Source organism: Dictyobacter aurantiacus (genome assembly GCF_003967515.1).
In the GTDB taxonomy this organism is placed as follows: Bacteria; Chloroflexota; Ktedonobacteria; order Ktedonobacterales; family Ktedonobacteraceae; genus Dictyobacter; species Dictyobacter aurantiacus.
This window is the reverse complement of sequence record NZ_BIFQ01000001.1, coordinates 5,782,808-5,801,772: the sequence shown is the minus strand read 5'-3', so window position 1 is coordinate 5,801,772 and position 18,965 is coordinate 5,782,808. Positions and strand designations below refer to the sequence as shown.

Sequence of the window (18,965 nt, the reverse complement as noted above, 5' to 3'; positions counted from 1 at the left end):
CAACGAAGCCTCATCACGCTTCGTTGAGCATATTCAAGCATATCTCCCATAATCTTGCGGCGCGATCAGGATCGATTGCAAACGCGGCAACGCCTCGGCGAATACCAGGCTGATGCGGTCCGGCTTCGTTACAATCTTCAAAGTAGCGGCCACTTACACCCTCGACGAGCGGTGAGGCGGCCAGCAAAACAGAGGTCGCCGCGCCTTGCTCGCTGTTCTTAATCGATACCCCCCTGCTTGCTGGACCTGATAGAGCAGGATTGGCCGGTGCATCGTTCACATAGCGTCCAAGATTAGTGCCGGCGATGCGCCCAGGATTGAGCGCGTTAGCGACAATACCGTCACCGGACCAACGCCTGGCAGCCTCTACCGCGAACAGGATGTTGGCCGTCTTGGACTGTCCATAGGCGACCCATGCGTCATAGGGCCGATGCTGAAAGTCGATGTCATCACAATCAACATCGCCGTTGATATGGCCCACCGAACTGACCGATACGATACGAGCGTGACCGGTCGCGGCCAGCGCGTCGTGCAAACCAAGCGCCAGCGCGAAGTGACCGAGATGGTTCGTGGCGAACTGCATCTCGTGTCCCTGCTCACTAAGCTCCCGCTGCGGAATGGCCATGACACCGGCATTGTTGACGAGGATATCAAGTGAACCCTCCCACCTCCTTACAAACGCTCGTACTGAGCGCAGATCTGACAGGTCGAGTTCCCCAACGCGGATATATTGATTGCCTGTCGCCCTCTTGATATCTTCGGCAATCCGCCCGCCCGCAGCGGTACTACGGACGGCGAGCATCACTTCGGCGCCAGCTTGCGCCAGGGCGCGAACAGTCTCCACCCCGATACCGCTCGCACCACCCGTGACAATAGCTCGCTTCCCATGTAAATCTACCCCTTCAATGACCTCCATCGCGGTTGTGGTCGCCCCGAAAGGCGTTGTAATCAATTCAGTCATTTGCTTGCTGCCTTTATAGGTTATCTTAAATCCTTCACGATACTCTCATACTCCTGGGCGATGCGCTCAGCCTCATCAATATCACCACGGGCCCGGGCATCCCAGTAGGTGACTTTAAATGTAAGGTAGCGCTGACGTATGCGCAGCCGCGCGATCTGCTTCTCCACTTCTTCGGCATGTGCCCGAAAAAGTTCACGCTTTTCGACCGCCGTCTCGTCGCCCCGCTCACGAAGCGCCAGATAGGCGCGCATCTCCTCAATACTCATGCCAACGGCGCGCAGGTTCGCCAGCGATTCTATGATCTGTAGCGTGTCAGCGCTATAGCGTCGGTGACCACTGCTTGCATCACGCTGGACAGCGGGCACAAGCCCGATCTCTTCGTAGTATCTGAGAGTCGGAATGCTCAATCCACTTCTCTGAGCCACTTCATGAATGGTGTATGTTTCTTGCTGTTGAAGCGATGTCATCGTATTCATATCCCCAGTATAGAAAACCTCAAGCGCTTGAGGTCAAGAGCTTTCAATACTTTCTTCTATAACCGAGATAATAATATGTCAATGCACAAATGAATATCAGGCAATCTACCGCTGGGTGTCGTTCATATTTTTGCAAAGAGAAAGAAAGGCAACAAGAAAAATGAACTTTGACAAAGCACTATTGCTTCGTCAGGCTTCATTTTGCGTATGCAACATCGCTTCAGAGGCTTGTCCAGATGGCCAAAAACCGGCGAAATGAAGCTTGGCGATGCGCTACGTGTACGTTTCTTTGTTTTGTCGCAAAAATTTGAATGGCACCCTCTACCGATTCCCGCCTTGACAGGTAGGCAGAATCCTACGTATAATACGCACAGGATTCATCCGTAGGAAATTTCCTACGGATCTGTAAGACAGAAGAAGGAGCGGCTGGATGCTTGATTCGATCGACACTGTCTTTGCTGCCCTGGCCAACCCGACGCGGCGCGAGCTGCTGCGGTTGCTTCGTGATGAAGGGGAGCAACCGGTCCAACACCTGGCGGACCATTTCGCGATGCAGCGGCCCAGCATTTCGGAGCATCTGAAAGTGCTGCGCGAGGTCGGCCTGGTCAGCGAGCACAGGCAGGGACGACAGCGCTACTATCGCCTGCGGGGGGCACCATTGCAGGCGCTCCATCAGTGGTTGACACCCTATGAACGGTTCTGGCAGGACCGCCTGACCAACCTGGAAACAATACTTGCAGAGGAATTTGAGCAACATCATGACTAGTTCACCTACCATCGCCATCGATCAGTTCTTTCCCTATCCACCAGCGCATGTCTGGCGCGCGTTAACCGATCCCGGCCTGCTGGCTCGCTGGCTGATGCCCAACGATTTTCAGCTCAAGGTGGGTCATCGCTTCACCTTCAAGGGCACACCTATGCCCCAGGTAAACTTTAGCGGCATTGTCCAATGCGAGGTCCTCAACTTTGAGATCGAGCGCACACTCAGCTACAGCTGGATGGACCACTCGGGGGAAAATGACCTGCGCTCAACCGTCACCTGGCGTCTGGAGCCAGAGGGGCAGGGCACGCACCTGTTCCTTGAGCATAGCGGCTTCGATCCCGCACATCCACTGCACCAGCTCTCGTACCGCATCATGAGCGGCGGCTGGGGACGCCTCGTACGCCAGCTCGCTGAAACGCTGGCCGCCGACGACAACGTACCTACCTCAACCGACAATAAATAGAGTGTGATCCATTGGAGAGATAGACAAGGAGATACTAGCATGGGAAAGCTCGATGGCAAGGTGGCGATTATCACCGGGGCAGGACGAGGGATAGGGCGTGCCATCGCGGAGGCATACCTGCGAGAAGGGGCCTCAGTAACGATCACGGCGGGGCGCGAGCAGAGCGAACTCGATCAACTGGCGCGGCAACATCAGTCCGCACATGTGCTGCCATTGCTCGCCGATGTGACAGATCCAGCGGCATGTGAGCAGGTGATGGAGCAGACCATCCAGAAGTTTGGGCACGTCGATATCCTGGTCAATAACGCCGCTCGCGGCATGAAGTATGTCAGCCCTTCCTTTATGACCGAGCCCACACGCTTCTGGGAGATAGATCCGGCAGTCTGGCGCATGATCATAGACACAAATGTCAATGGGCTCTTCTATATGACGCGTGCTGTGGTTACGCGTCTGCTAGAGCAGCGGCGCGAGGGGAGCATCATCAACATCAGCGTGAATAGCGAAACGATGAAGCGGCGCGGCTTCTCTCCCTACGGACCATCGAAGGCGGCGCTTGAGTCCGCCTCGGCCATCTGGGCACAGGAGCTGAGCGAGGCGCGTATCCGTGTCAATCTCCTGCTGCCGGGTGGCGCGACCAATACCGGCATGGTCCCCGCTGACGTCTCGGCGGAAGTACAGGCGCGCCTGCTCCAGCCAGAAATCATGCAGGCCCCGGCTGTGTTTCTCGCCTCGGACGCCTCACAGGATCTCACCGGCCGCCGCCTGATCGCCACCGAATGGGGCGCGGACAATCCACAGGGCCGAGCTATTGTGGAGAACACTGGATAACCGTTCCAGACCCATCAGCAAGCCGCTGCAGCGGCTTGCTGATATGGTGACCCTCGCCGAGGTTTAGCTGTCCTTTTCGGAAAGTGTAATCACAACTTTGCCGTGAACATGCCCTCCGCGCTGCAGAATGACAGCCTCGCGGGTACGTTCTATTGGAAACGTTGCGGCTATGGGGACGACAAGTTCACCACTCCTTATGGCAGCGGTAATTCTATCGAGTGCACCAGGACTGGCTTGTGCCCCGCCCGTTGCGCGTACCCCAGCTGGAGGATTCGGCCCTGCCGCGATGGTAGAGATGCGATCAGGTGAGATGCCTAGCGCAAGGGCTGCGTCGATAGTCTCTGTCCCCACGAGCACTGTGGCCGCGTCGACGCCCTGTGGGGCGAGCTGACGGACCCGCTCTGCCAATCCCGGTCCATAGGTGACTGGAATAGCACCCAGCTGACGTAGATAGTCGAATGAGTCCTCTGATCCGGTACCGATGACGGTTGCGCCAGCCAGCTTTGCGAGCTGTACGGCGAATGTGCCCACGCCACCCGCGGCACCGCCTATCAGCACGGTCTCACCTGACGTTACACCGATAGCGCTCAGTGCCGCGTCAGCGGTCAGTCCGGCAATCGGAAGGGCGCTGGCGATGACGTCTGAAATGTCGCTGGGAGTATGGTGCAATGGCTCCATTGGTGATGAAGCGTTCACTACAATATAGTCAGCGACGGCGCGGCCAATCGCTCCGCTAAAGACACGGTCTCCAATCTGAAAATCCTTGACATTGGAGCCAACCTCATCAATGGTGCCCGCGAAATCAGTACCGAAGCCCGATGGCAGCGTAACGCCAAACATCGCAGCCATCTCGGGCATAGAAGATAGCTTCCAATCCATCGGGTTCAAGCCTGCGGCAGCCACCCGTACCCGTACCTCATCTGAACCAGCATGTGGTTCCGCGATGTCTTGCAGTTCTAAAACCTCGGGTCCGCCAAATGACGTATATATAATCGCTCGGCTCATATCATACACTCCTTATATCGCTTCTTACTCCAGTACATAGAGCTTTTGTTTCCTTGTCGTGCGGTAGATCACGCACTCACTATCCTTTTCTGCTCCGCTCCACTACAGATCCCTCCAGGTAAAGCGAAACGTGATGTCAGTTGCTGACATCACTATAGTACAGTATAATGTAAGTGATGTCAATGACTGTCATGAAGGAGATTGCTAAACGTATGAGCCGATGGGAACCCGGCGCCAGGGGCCGGCTGGCGCAGGCCGCTCTGGACCTGTACCAGGAACGGGGATTTGAGCAGACAACGGTCGCGGAGATCGCTGAGCGGGCTGGCCTCACCGAACGGACCTTCTTTCGCTACTTCGCCGATAAGCGTGAGGTGATTTTCGGGGGCCAGGCAAAGTTGCAGGAGATCTACACGAGTGCTATCGCCAACGCACCTGCCTCCGCCACTCCGCTCGATGCAGTCGTGGTAGCCCTTGAGGCCACCATTCCCGGATTCCAGGGGCGTCATAAAATCGTCCGTCAGCGTCAGGCGGTGATCGCCGCCAACCCGGGGCTGCAGGAACGCGAACTGCTCAAGGGCACATTACTCACCTCCACCATAGCCGACGCACTGCGCAGCCGTGGCGTGCCCGGCCTTTCAGCGAGTATCGCCGCCGAAGTCGGGGCCATCGCATTCAAAATAGCGTTTGACCGCTGGGTCAGCGACCCTGATGAGCAAGATCTGTCACACCTTTTCCGCGCGTCCCTCAACCAGCTCAAGAGCATCGTCGCCGGCACATAACCCGATAAAAAATAATCCCCCTCGTAGGTATCAGGTTTGCCCCCAAGGCATTCAACTTTAGAGCAAGCAACAAGAAAAGAGACGAGAGTACGTGCGGGGCTTGCCCCCGCTTAAATGGCAGAAAACAGGCCCGCCTTTATCAGAAAAGGCGGGCCGCGCTATTTCTTTGGCTTACAGCTGGCCGATCAGGCGAGCCAGCTGGGCACGCTCACTGTTTACATCTTGAACGGGGACCTGCAGGACCAGAAGCTCGTCGAGGCCGCTGGAGAGCAGTTCATTAAAGCGGGCGGCAATGGCCTCGTCCGTGCCGGAGACGACCAGGCTGTCAACCAGTTCGTCCGACATACGTCCGTCGGGTCCAACGGGGAAGCCGGCGTCCGCGAACATGTTGGCGTAGAACGGAAGCTTGCCGTAGCGCTCGATCTGCTTGCGCGTCGCCGCCAGCACCGCCTGCCGGTCATCGCTGGTGGCGACCAGGACGTGGGCCACGACGGGCGGGACGCTGCGTCCATGTCTGGCCGCCGACTGCCGCAGCGCCGGCACGGCCGTCTTGAGCAGATAGGGGATCGGACAGAGCCAGGGGAGCGCGCCATCGGCGATCTCGCCGGCCAGCTGGAAGGCTCCCACGCGCAGGGTTGAGATCAGAATGGGGATCTCGGCTGTGCGCGGCAGGCTGGCGTTGACGTGGAAGAAGGTTCCCTGGTGCTCGATCTTGCCCCGCCACAGGCCGGCGCGTACAATCTCGACGTACTCGCGCAGGTGCTCCAGCGGCTTCTCCACCGGGATGCCATACATGCCTTCAATGGTCGGTCGGTGGCTGGGACCGATCCCCAGGCGCAACCGTCCGGGCGCCAGATCGTTAATGGCCAGAGCCTGCAACGCCATCGTCAATGGATGGCGTGGGTAGGTGGGGATAATCGCGGTCCCCAGCCGGATACTGGTGGTCGGGATGGCCGCGGCAGCCAGCGTTGACAGGGTATCAGGATTCATGGGACTCTGTGTCATCCAGATCTGCCGCACGCCGGCCTTCTCATGATCTACGATCATCTGTACCGCCTGCGCCGCGTTCGCGCCATCAACCACCAGTCCAACGCGCTCCCGCGTCGGCTGCGCCGCAAAGCGTGATTCAGATGACTGTACTTCACCGTCATTCTGCATAGACATTCTTCATCTCATTTCTATACGTAGAGACGTATCATGACAATACGCCTCCACGCCACTATGTTGACAACCTATAAGCCACACCTCTATCTCCTCGCTATAACACGCTACCACACCCACTTGCTTCCCGGCCGTACTACCGTGCTCAGTATTGGGCGGCGGGCAGCCCACGCGCCTGGCGGAACAGTTTGAAGTATTGATCTCCCCGCACAACCACGTAGTTGGGACCCAGGTGGTCGGCCACGTATTTAATGTCGGTCGGGCTAAGGCTCCAGGAGATGGCCAGAGCCGACAGGAACAGGGGCGAGCGTCTATTCCAGCGACTGGCGCTCAGGCGGATCGCGTTGAGCATCTCCTGCCGACTGGTGGCGGTGACCTGCGTGGAAACGGGCATGTTTCCCGTCGCGATGGTGGTGTAGCTGGTGGGGTTCCACCAGTTGTAGAGGATGCCGCTAGTGTGGGCATAGTCGCTATAGGCTTTGGAGACGTAGGAGGGAATGGCCAGCCGATCGTCGAGGATGAATACGACGTGCAGACCGGTCTTGCGCATGTAGGTGCTGGACTGCCGCATGAAGCTGTTGAGGTTGCTGAACAGCCAGTTCGAGGGATAGACATAGCCACCACCGGAGGGACCGGCAACCAGGTAGTCATTGGCGGAGGCGGTGAGCTGGTAATGGTTGAGGATAGTAGGCGCGGCATCGTAGAGCAGCGGGTTGATCGACCAGTTCAGGGGCACCTGCCCGCGCTCAGGATCATCCCACAGATGACGCATGGTGTGCTGGACATACTGAAAATTATCCCCCTCGCTCATGGTGAAGGTAAGATAGATCTTGTTGCGCAGCGGCGGCGTCGGAACGATCCTCTGGATCAATGAGGGCGCGCGCACACCCGAAAAAACCGTCAGGTTGGAGAAGTAGTCGGCGGCGATGGTGTAGACGCCATAGCTGGAGGTCAGGCGCACGCCACGGAACTCCTTGTCATACCAGCCCAGATAGGGCGTACCCGGCTTCACTCCCGCGAGCACCTGCCGAAACAGGGCGGCCTGGGTCGGGCTCTGCAGTGAGAACCAGAAGACCATGGCGCGATTGGCCACGGCGTAGTCGCGCAGATAGCCATAGGTGGTGACGCGTCCAAGCAGGCGGCTGGGCGTGGTGGGCAGCAGCCCGATCAGCAGACGGTGCGAGGCAAGCGGCCAGAGGTTCTTTACCTGCCAGATGTCGGCCTGCAGGTTGCTGCTGAACTTGCCGCGCAGGTCCGCCAGGATGGGCATGTTATAGGTGGTGCCCGTCAATCTCTTCAACAATTGGGGACTGACCACGACGCCATCATACAGCCCGGCCATGGTGGTGGCGACGTTGACCGTATCGATGATGTTGGGATCGTAGACGATGACGCCGCGCGCCGTGGCGATGTATTTATAGATCACCTCCCAGGGATCGGCATGCATGATATAAGGAATGCCAAGGCTCTGCAGCCAGGTATCAACACCTTCCGCTGGCTGACCTTCCTCCAGATAGATCTGAGGCCGGTTGCGATTGACCAGTCCCTGCAACGTCGCCAGCAGCAGGCATAGGTCGCCCGGCTGATCGGTGACGCGCGCCACGTCCAGTTCCTCAGGCGAGGCAAATCTGGGCAGCGCCTGCCCCTGCGGCCAGTAGATCCCCCCATCCGTGTCGTGAACCCTGTGGGCGGCGCGTGTGGCGGCGACGGCGGCGGGCACTGGAAGATGGATTCCAACGTGATTGACAATGGGGAAATGGATTCCAAACAGTTCAACAACGATAATGGCAGAACACAGCAAGAAGCGCGCCAGGTGTTGTATGGGTGTGGTATGTGTTCTTGACATCAATGCTCTCCTCGTGGCAGCGAACAGACCCTACAACCTTACATCCGTCTGACCGGTATTTTTCATCTGTACATGCTACGAGTTCCGCCTGCCGCAAAAAAAATGGAAAGAAGCATACGAAAGAGATATCCATGTCGAACATCGTCACACTTCGTAATCTAGCACGACCATCGCGAGCCAGCAGCGGAGAAACCCCCTGACACCTTTACCCCATCCCCATAGTGTGTAGATCTCATGACAGTCAAACCGGTATAGCTAGAGTATATATCATTTTAAACCCGTCAATACAATTTTTAGCCTCACCCACAGCCATAAAACACGACCATATCCATTCTTTGCCCGCGTCCAAAAACTCATAGGAAAATGCGCATGCAGCCATCAAAGGTATCATCCCCTCTATGCAACGCTCCCCACACCCGAATCGGTTCCCATCCATACGCACCCGCCATAAAAACACCCCATACCCGAACGACCACGTTTCCCAAAACGAGACCACGCCCTCGTAGGTGCTGGGCTTGCCCCAGCTTGGAGCGTAGCGACCCCGTACCCGCACGTTCACGTTCCCCCAAACACGTAACCGTTTGGGAAAGAAAACACCTTCGGCGAAACGCGAGAACCGGACACGGGGGTCGCCCGATTACGTGTTCATAGCGGGCAGCAAAAAGGCCAGTGGAATAAACTGCCTGTGGTAGGCGCCGGTAAACGGCTCATCGGGGGCGTGAAGCACCAGTATCAAGTCGAGGTCGGGAAATACCTGTAGATACTGACCCCCAAAACCAGAGGCGAAAAAGTAGCGCTGCCCGGCCAGTTCTGCAATCCACCACTGATAGCCATAGCCAGCGGCTTCAGGGCTGCCGCCGCTGGTCTGCTTGCGCGTCGCTTCTTGAACATAGGTGGATGGAAGTAGCCGCGTATCCTCCCAGAGTCCCTCGTTCAGATATAGATAGCCCAGCTTCGCTACATCACGTGCTCTCAAATGAAGTCCACCCGCCCCTCTATAGTAGCCCTGCGGGTCCTGGCCCCAGATGAAGCCAGCCCGCTCATCGGTCCGGATGCCCAGCGGCTCGAACAGCACCTTCCTGGCATATGCCAATGTGCTCATGCCGGTGGCGTGACTCAGAATTACCGAGAGCAGATGCGAGGAGATGGAGCTATACAGGAATAGCTGATCGGGCGGGCAGAGCGTCGGCGATTCCAGGGCAAAGCGCACCCAGTCTTCGGCATCATCGTATTGCAGCAGCGCATCCGGATAGAGACCACTCGTCATTTTGAGCAGCTGGCGCATCGTTATCTGCCGCTTATAGGGATGAACCTCAAGATGCCTGAAGGCATCAGGTAGAAACTCTTCCAGACACTGGTCCAGTTCGGTTAGGAATCCATCACGCAACGCCAGGCCGATCAGCGTAGCGGTAAAGCTTTTGGTCGCCGAATTGAGGATCTGATAGCTCTCGCGACTGTAATTCTCTTTATAGTATTCAAATACCAGGTAGCCATGACGAATAACCAGCACTGCATTAAGATAGGGACGTGTCTGACCGATATACGCCATCAGTTGTGGTTGCCAGCCAGCATCCATGCCCTGTTCTTGAGGAGTAGAGGTGCGCCAATCCTCTGTTGGCCAATAATCTCTCTTTTTATACATTATACATCCTTGCATATAATCAATTTTATATCTTTCTTTCCCGCTAGCCTATCTATTATAACGCATTTTCACATATAGAACATTTACCCAAAGCAGCGCATAGCCCCCAAAAAAGATCAAGCCACCGTAGGTGCCGGGCTCGCCCCGGCTTTCCCGCTACCCGCGCGACCATGTTCCCCCCCAAAAGCGCCTCCCTCCCAACGAATCACGTATTTGCAAAAATAGAATCCACCATGCGGCGATCCAAGTATTACTATCAGTTGTTCTTTTTTATTCATATGCGGAGCTATCTATCATGATGAGTCAAGAAGTGGAAAACCTCAAGCTTCGATCACGAAACGCGTATATTTTCTTCTTTGGCGCGCTCTGGGGCTACACGACATTCGGCCATGGCTCAACTATTCCTGCATTCAATACTGGTTTGCTGGTACTCTATGCTATTATGGGTCTGATCGGCGTGTACCTGGTCATTTTCAAAGACGCGCGCATCATCAATCGTCAACTACAACGCAACGTCGTGCTGGCAGAGGTCTGCATAACGCTGCTTGTGCTGGCCTTCATCTACATGATCCCGGACTCCCTGGGTCTGGTCAAAGCCGTCATCATCTTGATCGTCATCGCGGTCTATTTCAAGCTCTATAACCGGACATTGGATAAGCTGGAGCGCTGATTTTTAGCGCATCATAGAAATCCTTTACCATCTCATAGGCAAATGGGCATAGCGAGGTGCTATCGCTAGCGCGAGGAGATATTGACGTGCTATAAATAAGCTCATAGGTCATAGGTTATGATCAATTCGGATACGTTTCACTAAATACCCGAGGACTCCACCATATGATGATAGTTCATAACTATCTGCGCACCATCGATCTGGCACAGGCAGGCCAGATCAGCGTTCAACAGGTGCGCAACTATGAAGCCAGCGGCTTTATCCCGCCCGTTGAGCGTAGCCCAAGCGGCTACCGCCTCTACACCCAGAAGCACCTGGTCGCTCTACAGACGGCACGCAGTATGGTTAACGGCTACACCTGGCAGCAGACGCGGGCGATTATGCAGGCGGTCCACCAGGACAAACTCACGCTGGCGCTGGCTCTAATCGATGAGTACCATGCCGACCTCGCGAATAAGCGCCTTCAGCTCGATCAGACGCTGGCGGCCCTGAGTACGCTGGCCGCGCAATCCCCTTCTCTGTCCAGTACGCGCCTTCCACAACAGCTGCGGGTGGGAGATGCGGCCAAGCAGGTGGGCGTGCGCGTCTCAGCGCTCCATTTCTGGGAGCAGCAGGGGCTACTGCACCCTATCCGCGATAAAAGCAGCAAGTATCGCCTCTATGATGAGCAGCAGATGCGTCGCCTGCGCGTGGTGGTCCTGCTCAGAGATGCCGGCTACAATTTCACCGCTATCCATACGGCTCTGAACGAGTTGACGGCCGGCCGCACCGAGCGAGCTATCGCGGCCGTGGAGAAGAGACGTGCCGAACTGGCAAAGATCAGCTGGGCTCGCCTCGCCTCTATCTCCGCCTTCCACAGCTATGTCAGTGAGTTCTACTCGGAACAGGTGCCTCGGTCTGCTCCCTAGCCGGAGCCTGGCTTTCACGCCGCTTGAACCATTGATCAAGATATGTCCTGAAGCCATCCAGATCCTGCGCCCGGCCGCGATAGGCGATGTGGCCGTCCGGCCGGACCAGGACCAGTGTGGGCTCATCCACTCCATACAACTGATGCAGGCTGCGGTTGGCGGCCGATACGCGATGCAGGTGGATTGGTACCTTATACGTGGCCAGCAGGGTCTGCAACTGCTCCTCTATCTCGCCAGGAATATCCTCTGACCTGCTACCTGCGAAAAGGAACAGGTGGTGATCCATGTTTTTGAACAGCGCAAAGATGCTCTTTCCGGCCTCGGGCCCATCCTCGAAGAAACCATAGGGCGCGCGATCACCGGCCTGCGGCCCATGCTTGCTTGCCTCCAACTGCGCGACCGCCGGACTCCCGCGATAGCTGGTCCACAGCTGCGAGAGGAGCCAGAAGACGCGCCGCTTGAACAGCGGCGTCCACGAAACGGCTCGGAAGGCTTTCGGCAGCACGTACAGCTTGATCGCCCGCAAGATCGGGTTGGTCGCGGTCATCAGCTGAAAAGCCCAATCAGAGCCGCGCAGAATCGCCCGGGCGAAGGGGATGCGCTCGGCATCGTAGGAGTCGAGCAGCGCCTCGCTGGACTGTCCCTTGACGACCAGCGCCAGCTTCCAGGCCAGGTTATAGGCATCGCCGATCCCTGTATTCATCCCCTGGCCACCGGCGGGACTGTGGATGTGGGCGGCATCCCCAACCAGAAAGACGCGCCCGACACGGAAGTGCCTGGCTATGCGCTGGTGCGTACGGTAGACCGAGATCCAGTTGGCCTTGAGGATATTAACTTGCAGATGGGTCCGGGTATCCAGCACGCGCCGCACGTCATCAACGCTCAGGGTCTCGCGAGCGGCCAGGTCCGGTGGCAGGGTCCCGAACAGGCGGAAGCGCCCCGTGCCGTGCATCGGCACGAAGAAAAAGAAGCCACTGTGCTCCAGATCCATCCCGCCCTGGTGTGGTCCCAGATCCCACTCCATCTCCAGGTCCGCTATAAACAGGGTCATCGTATACGTTCGGCCCGCGAAGCCCAACGAGAGGGCATGCCTGACGGGGCTATGCGCACCGTCAGCGCCAATAATCCAGCGCGCTTCAATGGTCTCCTCGTTGCCGTCACCCGCGCGCACGCATACCCGCACACCATCCAGCGTCTGCTCCAGACCCAACAACTCCGTATTCCACTCGACGCGCCCCCCGGCCTCGGCCAGACTCTGGATCAGCAAGTGCTCCATCTGGTCCTGCCCATAGATCAGGCCGAAGGGATAGGGCGTGCTCTTCACGCTCTCATCGCTGACGAACGCCAGCCTGCCAAAACGCTTGCCCTGGCTAAGGGCGTAGGCGTTCGTCAGCGGTTCGCCGTCCGCTACAGCTTTCCCGGCCAGACCCAACCTGTCTAGCAGCTCCAGCGTCCGCGCGTGCACCACCAGCGCTCGGGACTCTACGGTAGGCCCATCCTTCTTATCTACGATCCTGACGCGCACTCCGCCACGCTGCAACAGGTTGGCCATCGTCAGCCCCGTGGGTCCCGCGCCCACCACGAGTACATCGGTCGTCTCCGCCATGGTTCATTCCTTTCAGGCTCAGCTTCTTTGCTCATGTTCTATAATCGCCTGCATAAATAGGTTCACGATCTCCTCAAGCGTCTCTTTAGAAGGAATCTGTAGCTGGCTGGCCGGCCGCAGCAGACCATCAAAAAGGGCGTAGCTCAGCAACGAACCCATGAACAGCCGCGTCATGATCGCCGTATCTCCCTGCCGGATCGCCACTCCGCTGGCCCTCGCCCGCTCCAGCATGCGGGTAATCTCCACCGCGGCCCGCTCTGGTACGGTCATGCGCAGGGTCTCGGTTAGCTGGGGAAAGCGATGGGAATCGGCGATGATGGCACGCATCAGCGCCTGGTCCTCGGCCCGCATCAGAGTCCCCAGCACCTTCTGCGCCAGCGCCAACAGCGCCTCGCGCAACTCCTCCGCGTTGCGCGGCTGCAGGCTCCGCATAAAGTCCAGCACCCGCGTCTGCGGATTCTCGATCGTCAGGCTGCGTACCACATCGACAAACAGCTCCTCCTTGCCCGGATAATAAGCATACAGCGTACGCTTGGATACCCCCGCCTCCTTCGCCAGCTCATCCGTGCTCGCCGCCGCGAATCCCTCGCGTAGAAAGACACGCCGCGCCCCCTCCAGAATCTGCTCCCGCTTGGCCCGCGCCCGCTCTCCCTCCTCCACCGTCATATCCATATTCCATCTCCAACAAGTAAACTAAACCGTACCGTTTCTATGTCAAAAATATACCATCACAAAACCGATCCTGTCAAGGGATTTTCCATGCGGGGGCCATTCATTGCGCCGCAAAAACGAGGATTGTACAAAAATGAGGACCGTAGGTGCCAGGCTGGCCCTGGCTTGTCGCGCAGCGGCCCGTACCCGGGCGCCTATGCTCCATCCCACCAGATACATCCCAAAAAAGTGTGCGCCAATGCATGAGCATATTATGCATTGGCGCACGCTTTTTTGGGATATCTTCCTACCAGGGATCAACGCCCAGCAGCTTACGACCCAGCGGGGTCATCACGCGCAGTTGCCCTTGATTATATTGATCAGGCGCGGCAGGTTTGGCTGGATAATGTGGATGATCCTCGCGGATGAAACGCGTAAATTGCGCGATGCGCGGTCGGGGCCGGCGATTGTGTGATTCCGCGTGTGGCATCAGATGATGCAGCAGGGCGAAATCGCCCGCCTCCCCGGTCACCTCGACCGTTTCTGGAAAATCGGTAATATTTTTCCAATTTTCATACAGCTGGCGTCCTCCTGCCTGTCCCCGCGCTTTCTCCTCGACGAGTCGATGTCCGCCTGGAACAACATGGATGCCACCACCCTGCGGTTCAACATCATTGAAATAGTAGCAGCCCCCGATCTGCAGTTCCTGCTGTGTAAACAGGAAGTTATCCACGGTATTGGGTACCGAGGCATCAAGGTGAAGGCGCTGGCTCAGGATATTTTTTTCACCCGCATTACGCAACGTAATGCCGATCGACCCATCCATCGAGCGCAGGCGCGTCGAGCCCAGCAATTGAACCGCCACCCGGTACAGCTTCTCATTGATCATCAGCGGCAACAGTTCCGGCGTATCAATGGTCTGGCTGCCATCTTCATTCATTGGCTTGAGCCTGCCATTATGGGTACCCCAGTGAGCCGGAAGCGTCAGATCACGCGGCACCAGATTTAAAATCTGACCGTGATAGTACGCGGCCTCATCCCGTGAAAGCACACCTTTCACGAGCACATAGCCAAGCTCATGAAATTGAGCTACCTCATCATCGCTCAGGATCGGTTCAACACTGCTTACTGTGGTCATGGCCAAAGTATCCTTTCCTTTGCTGTGTCACACGCAAAAAACATGGCTACAGATGAATAGTACGCTCCAGCACCTACCTCATCCTTGATAACTATTAGCCTCTTGCAAACCAAAAACTCCTACTAATCACTGTACATCTTTTTATTATAGCATTACTATTTTCTTCTTTCAGGAAGAATAAGTATGACAAATAGAAGGTGAACAGGTTCAGCTAAGCGCCCCCTTTGTCCCATAAACCGAAAAACACGGCCCCCAATTCATGCCCCTCCCCCCAACACGAAACAGCCCCAACACACGGGCATCTTCGTGTTTTGGGGACGTTGACGATGCTCCCGGCATTCTCGCCTTCGGAGGTGCATTGTCTCACCTTCTTGCGTTCCTGCTTGTGAATTTTTGCATGATACGCTGGCAGGGCAAAAGATTGCTTCATGGCTGAAAATCAGGTAAACTCCCATCAGCACCATATCTGCTCAGGAGGGGAGTTCCATGGTCAATCGCAGCTATAAAGAGACCTATATCATCAAGCTGGGCGGATCGCTCATTGTTCCGCCGGGCGGGATCGCCACCTCATACTTGCAACGGTTCCAGCAGTTCATCCGCCAGCAGGTCACCGAGCATCAGCGGCGCTTCTTCATCTTTATCGGTGGCGGACAGGTGGCGCGGCAGTATCGCGATGCTGGTCAGGCTATCGTGGGCCATGAGCTCACCGACGATGACCTGGACTGGCTCGGCATCCACGCCACCCGTTTGAATGCCCACCTGATGCGTACCGTATTCCGCGACCTGGCCCACCCCGTGATCATTAAGGACTACAGCATCATCCAGAAACCGGAGAAGCCCGTGGTGATCGCCGCCGGCTGGAAGCCTGGCTGGTCGACCGACTACCCGGCGGTCATCCTGGCGCAAGACTACCATGTGCAGTCCATCTTCAAGCTCAGCAACACCGACTACGTCTACGACAAGGATCCGCGCATCCACCAGGACGCCCGCCCCTTCCAGCACCTCTCCTGGCACGAGTACCGTTCGATGATCGAAGAAACATGGAGCCCCGGCTCACACGCCCCCTTTGATCCCATCGCGGCCAGACTGGCCTCCGACCTCAACCTCAAGGTCTGCTACCTGAACGGAACGCACCTGGACACCCTCGCCAAGGCCCTCAACGGCGAACCCTTCATCGGCACAACCATCGCATGACTGCTTGCTGATCGTCCTTTATCTACAGCGGCGGCCCATACTGGATGCGCTCCCGGTATTCCTTCAGGGACCAACCCAGACCTTCTTCGATCCACCAGGTGGCGCCCGCCTCCCGGAAGGGCGTGACAATATCACTGCCCTGCTGGCGATCTCGGGGCGTCTCGCCACTCATCACGATCTCAAACGGACCCGCTTGCGTGCACCGAGAGCGCACATAGGCCACGCCGCTGCGAAACTCATCCAGCGAGAGCCAGCGCTGCTCCCTGGCGTTGATGGATTTAAAGCTGACACCATCCCAGCGAGCGGCGCGGCGAAACGGGGCGCGATACGGCCAGCCACCAGCAACCCATAAGGGGATGCGTGGCACCTGGACCGGCCTGGGCCGCAGGCTCACCTCGCACAGGTGATAGTGCTCACCACTATAAGAAAATCGATCTTCAGTCCATAATCCCTGTAGGATCGCCAGACCCTCATCCAGTTGCCGGGCGCGCACCGCCATATCCCCCTCCTCACCAAAAGCCGCGAACACTTCGTTGCCATCGCCCAGCCCCACGGTACAGATCACGCGACCACCAGAGAGCTGATCCAGATTGGCGAGCCGCTGGGCAACGAGATAGGGCCGATGACGAGCCAGCGGCGCCACCAGCAGACCAATCTTGATGCGCGAGGTCTGCAAAGCGATCGCGGTCAGCGCGATCCAGGGATCGATAACAGGCTGGCCTTTCGGCAGCACATCCCACACAAAAAAGCCGTCCCAGCCGGACTCTTCGGCCTCCCTCGCCAGCTGCGCCAGCACCCGCGCATCCCCATACTCGCCCGTCGTCGGGACATCCAATCCAAACTTCATGCTTCCTCCGATGCATAAACATTTCAACACGATCTACATGCAATTCCTCGCACTGTAGCACCGCCTTTATGACATCTCCTGTCATATTTAACACCCACACCCCCTCAACACCATTCAAATGTTCGCAAAGAAGGAACGCAACTCAAAACACCCCCCGAACACAAAACATTCCCAAACACACGCCTCCGAAACACGAATTGTCCCCAGAACCCGAAAATCCCCCTTAAAAAGGAACGTCCATGTAGGGACGACCCTCGCGGTCGTCCGGGCCGCGAGCGCCAGCGATTGCGGCCCACGTCCCCCCAAAACACCGCTTCCCCTGTCTTCCACGCCAGCAAACGTGGTACCTGCACGCCAACGCTCCACACACGAACCCACAAGCACCACTACTCGACGTAGCGCGCCAGTTTCTCTAACGAGAGCTGCGTGCCAAGTTCATTATCCTCGGCCCGAATGCCCGGTGGGATCTCCCTGAAGACGATAGTCACATCTGTACCTTCGCCTTCAGGCTCAAGCATGACCTCCATGATCATCTCCCCCGCCAGAGCGGGGTCGCTGGTGTCAAAGGTGATCGCCTCCACGATCCTGCTCGACGGCGTCAGTTCCACGAAGCGCGCCGTATAGCGATCTTCGCGCCCCGCCGTCTTACCACGGTCACTCCCTTCGGATTCCGGATAGTACAGCGACATCTGAAAGCTCCCACCGACCCGCCCGTCGAAGCTATGCACCTCCCCGGTCATATCTCCGGGCACCTGCCACGTCGTCAGGGCGGCTGGATCGGTAAAGGCTCGATACAGCACATCCTGGGGAGCCTTGATATATTTCGTGTTGCGCGTACTGGCGCGTTGTGGTTGCTTTGCATCTGTCATGAGCGTATCCTTTCACAACATGGGTATCCTTCTCGCGTTCAAAGAAACGAACGCCTCCATCAAAGCCCTCTAATCGCCTATCCTATCGTATCATGCCAAAAAGAAAAATCTTCCCTCATCTTGCTCTATCTGGCAACAGATGCAGAGGGTGCGTGCTTGCGCAGGAAAGCACGCGCGCACTCCTGGACTCGCGGCGCATGCGGGCTGAGCCAGAAACCAAGATGATCACCCTCTTCTATCCAGTAGCGCTCGGCGCCAGGAATATGTTCGTAGGCGTACACCCCATCAGAGAATTTCACGTCGGCATCATGGGTGCCATGGATGATCAGGCTCGAACACTGGACCAACTCCAGCGGCAGATGGGTGAGCTTGACAAACTGCTGCATGTCGTTCTCGTTCCCCTTTTTCCTCTCTGAATAGGGATTCATCGTGTCGAGCAACGCCTCCATAAAAGCAAGCGCCTCAGGCTCGTTCAGGACGTGGTCGATCTGCCTCTTCCTCTGCTCTTTAGTGAAGTAGCCAATACCCCGGAAGGCTTCCGCCAGCATGAGCCGGGGCTGTTTCTCCATGATGAACTTGACAAACTTCTGTCCGGGAGTGCTCATAAAAATGGCTTCGGCGAGCGGTCCAACCGCTTCTGGAGGGCGGTAAGATCCACTGACACTGTCTATCGCCACCAGCGCCCAGACCCTGTCCGGATGCCGTATCGCGAACTGATACGCAGGTGGTCCTCCCGCCGAGAGGCAGACAACGGCGACCCTGTCTATTTGCAGATGATCCAACAAAGCGGCGAACAGATCGGCCTGCTGCTCAAATGTCTCTCCGCTTTTCAGCGGGGTGCGCAGATAGCCTGGTCTCGATGGACAGAGAATCCTGCCCATGTCGCGATCCAACCAGTTGGTCATCAAGCGAGCCTGGTCAACACCTCCCAGGCCTCCATGAATGGACAGGATCACAGGACCCTGCGCTCCAATCAGGTCGAACTCGACCGGACCTTGCTTTGTCGAGACGACGCGGGGTTCTATGTACATACCAGGCAGAATTTCTTTTCTGATGCTCATCTTATTCCTCACCCTCTTTAAATGTTCTTGTTCTTACATAACCGGTTGAACAGGATATAAATGTGTTGTTCCTTGTAGCTGGCCTGTCTTGTTTGTT

At 57.1% G+C, this 18,965-nt stretch carries 19 protein-coding genes; 7 read left to right on the top strand and 12 right to left on the bottom strand.

Features of this window, described 5'->3' with window-relative positions; genetic code table 11:
- Positions 1-13 precede the first annotated feature (13 nt).
- Positions 14-961, bottom strand: coding sequence for an SDR family NAD(P)-dependent oxidoreductase (locus tag KTT_RS23415; protein ID WP_126598786.1), 948 nt, complete (start codon positions 959-961; stop codon positions 14-16).
- A 20-nt stretch (positions 962-981) separates the two neighbouring features.
- Entirely contained in the window at positions 982-1,428 is a 447-nt protein-coding gene (locus KTT_RS23410) for a MerR family transcriptional regulator (RefSeq protein WP_235845812.1), read from the bottom strand.
- A gap of 439 nt (positions 1,429-1,867) precedes the next feature.
- On the opposite strand from KTT_RS23410, the gene KTT_RS23405 reads away from it, so the two are divergent.
- The 3 genes from KTT_RS23405 to KTT_RS23395 are packed head-to-tail and all read left to right on the top strand — an operon-like array spanning position 1,868 to position 3,491.
- The gene (locus tag KTT_RS23405) at positions 1,868-2,203 is read left to right on the top strand and encodes an ArsR/SmtB family transcription factor (RefSeq protein WP_126598782.1); all 336 of its coding nucleotides are present in this window, start codon (positions 1,868-1,870) and stop codon (positions 2,201-2,203) included.
- Positions 2,196-2,663: an SRPBCC family protein gene (locus KTT_RS23400; protein ID WP_126598780.1), complete on the top strand. Its 468-nt coding sequence runs from the start codon at positions 2,196-2,198 to the stop codon at positions 2,661-2,663. Before KTT_RS23405 ends, KTT_RS23400 begins: the two co-directional genes overlap by 8 nt.
- A 39-nt stretch (positions 2,664-2,702) precedes the next feature.
- Positions 2,703-3,491 carry an SDR family NAD(P)-dependent oxidoreductase gene (locus KTT_RS23395; RefSeq protein WP_126598778.1) on the top strand — a complete coding sequence of 263 codons (789 nt, stop codon included), beginning with the start codon at positions 2,703-2,705 and terminating at the stop codon, positions 3,489-3,491.
- Between the two features lie 63 nt (positions 3,492-3,554).
- Here the strand turns inward: KTT_RS23395 and KTT_RS23390 are convergent, their stop codons facing one another.
- Entirely contained in the window at positions 3,555-4,496 is a 942-nt protein-coding gene (locus KTT_RS23390; RefSeq protein ID WP_126598776.1) for an NADP-dependent oxidoreductase, read from the bottom strand.
- A gap of 212 nt (positions 4,497-4,708) precedes the next feature.
- Between KTT_RS23390 and KTT_RS23385 the strand changes: the two genes are divergently transcribed.
- Complete coding sequence (locus tag KTT_RS23385; RefSeq protein WP_126598774.1) at positions 4,709-5,275, top strand: TetR family transcriptional regulator; 567 nt, start codon at positions 4,709-4,711, stop codon at positions 5,273-5,275.
- A gap of 171 nt (positions 5,276-5,446) precedes the next feature.
- Here KTT_RS23385 and KTT_RS23380 read toward each other — a convergent pair whose 3' ends face one another.
- The 3 genes from KTT_RS23380 to KTT_RS23370 form a co-directional block, all read right to left on the bottom strand.
- The gene (locus tag KTT_RS23380) at positions 5,447-6,439 is read right to left on the bottom strand and encodes an LLM class flavin-dependent oxidoreductase (protein WP_235845811.1); all 993 of its coding nucleotides are present in this window, start codon (positions 6,437-6,439) and stop codon (positions 5,447-5,449) included.
- Positions 6,440-6,581: 142 nt separating this feature from the next.
- A complete protein-coding gene (locus tag KTT_RS23375; protein ID WP_126598772.1) occupies positions 6,582-8,282 on the bottom strand; it encodes a GxGYxYP domain-containing protein in 1,701 nt (566 codons plus the stop codon).
- A 637-nt stretch (positions 8,283-8,919) separates the two neighbouring features.
- On the bottom strand, positions 8,920-9,924 hold the full coding sequence (locus KTT_RS23370; RefSeq protein ID WP_160146077.1) for a serine hydrolase domain-containing protein: 1,005 nt from the start codon (positions 9,922-9,924) through the stop codon (positions 8,920-8,922).
- Positions 9,925-10,219: 295 nt separating this feature from the next.
- Here KTT_RS23370 and KTT_RS23365 point away from each other — a divergent pair, with 295 nt between their 5' ends.
- On the top strand, positions 10,220-10,594 hold the full coding sequence (locus KTT_RS23365) for a hypothetical protein (RefSeq protein WP_126598768.1): 375 nt from the start codon (positions 10,220-10,222) through the stop codon (positions 10,592-10,594).
- Between the two features lie 164 nt (positions 10,595-10,758).
- On the top strand, positions 10,759-11,502 hold the full coding sequence (locus KTT_RS23360) for a MerR family transcriptional regulator (RefSeq protein WP_126598766.1): 744 nt from the start codon (positions 10,759-10,761) through the stop codon (positions 11,500-11,502).
- On the opposite strand, the gene KTT_RS23355 is transcribed toward KTT_RS23360, so the two are convergent.
- The 3 genes from KTT_RS23355 to KTT_RS23345 all read right to left on the bottom strand — a co-directional run bounded on the left by KTT_RS23355 (position 11,459) and on the right by KTT_RS23345 (position 14,897).
- On the bottom strand, positions 11,459-13,108 hold the full coding sequence (locus KTT_RS23355; RefSeq protein WP_126598764.1) for an FAD-dependent monooxygenase: 1,650 nt from the start codon (positions 13,106-13,108) through the stop codon (positions 11,459-11,461). The genes KTT_RS23360 and KTT_RS23355 overlap by 44 nt on opposite strands.
- Positions 13,109-13,126: 18 nt before the next feature.
- Positions 13,127-13,774 (bottom strand): TetR/AcrR family transcriptional regulator, encoded by a 648-nt coding sequence (locus KTT_RS23350; RefSeq protein WP_160146076.1) that lies wholly within the window; start codon positions 13,772-13,774, stop codon positions 13,127-13,129.
- Between the two features lie 292 nt (positions 13,775-14,066).
- Positions 14,067-14,897 carry a phytanoyl-CoA dioxygenase family protein gene (locus tag KTT_RS23345; protein ID WP_126598760.1) on the bottom strand — a complete coding sequence of 277 codons (831 nt, stop codon included), beginning with the start codon at positions 14,895-14,897 and terminating at the stop codon, positions 14,067-14,069.
- Between the two features lie 486 nt (positions 14,898-15,383).
- Between KTT_RS23345 and KTT_RS23340 the strand changes: the two genes are divergently transcribed.
- The gene (locus KTT_RS23340; protein WP_126598758.1) at positions 15,384-16,091 is read left to right on the top strand and encodes an amino acid kinase family protein; all 708 of its coding nucleotides are present in this window, start codon (positions 15,384-15,386) and stop codon (positions 16,089-16,091) included.
- 22 nt (positions 16,092-16,113) lie between these two features.
- Here the strand turns inward: KTT_RS23340 and KTT_RS23335 are convergent, their stop codons facing one another.
- The 3 genes from KTT_RS23335 to KTT_RS23325 all read right to left on the bottom strand — a co-directional run bounded on the left by KTT_RS23335 (position 16,114) and on the right by KTT_RS23325 (position 18,838).
- A complete protein-coding gene (locus KTT_RS23335) occupies positions 16,114-16,938 on the bottom strand; it encodes an LLM class flavin-dependent oxidoreductase (protein ID WP_126598756.1) in 825 nt (274 codons plus the stop codon).
- A gap of 386 nt (positions 16,939-17,324) precedes the next feature.
- A complete protein-coding gene (locus KTT_RS23330; protein WP_126598754.1) occupies positions 17,325-17,807 on the bottom strand; it encodes an SRPBCC family protein in 483 nt (160 codons plus the stop codon).
- Between the two features lie 125 nt (positions 17,808-17,932).
- A complete protein-coding gene (locus tag KTT_RS23325; protein WP_235845810.1) occupies positions 17,933-18,838 on the bottom strand; it encodes an alpha/beta fold hydrolase in 906 nt (301 codons plus the stop codon).
- Between the last annotated feature and the right edge of the window lie 127 nt (positions 18,839-18,965).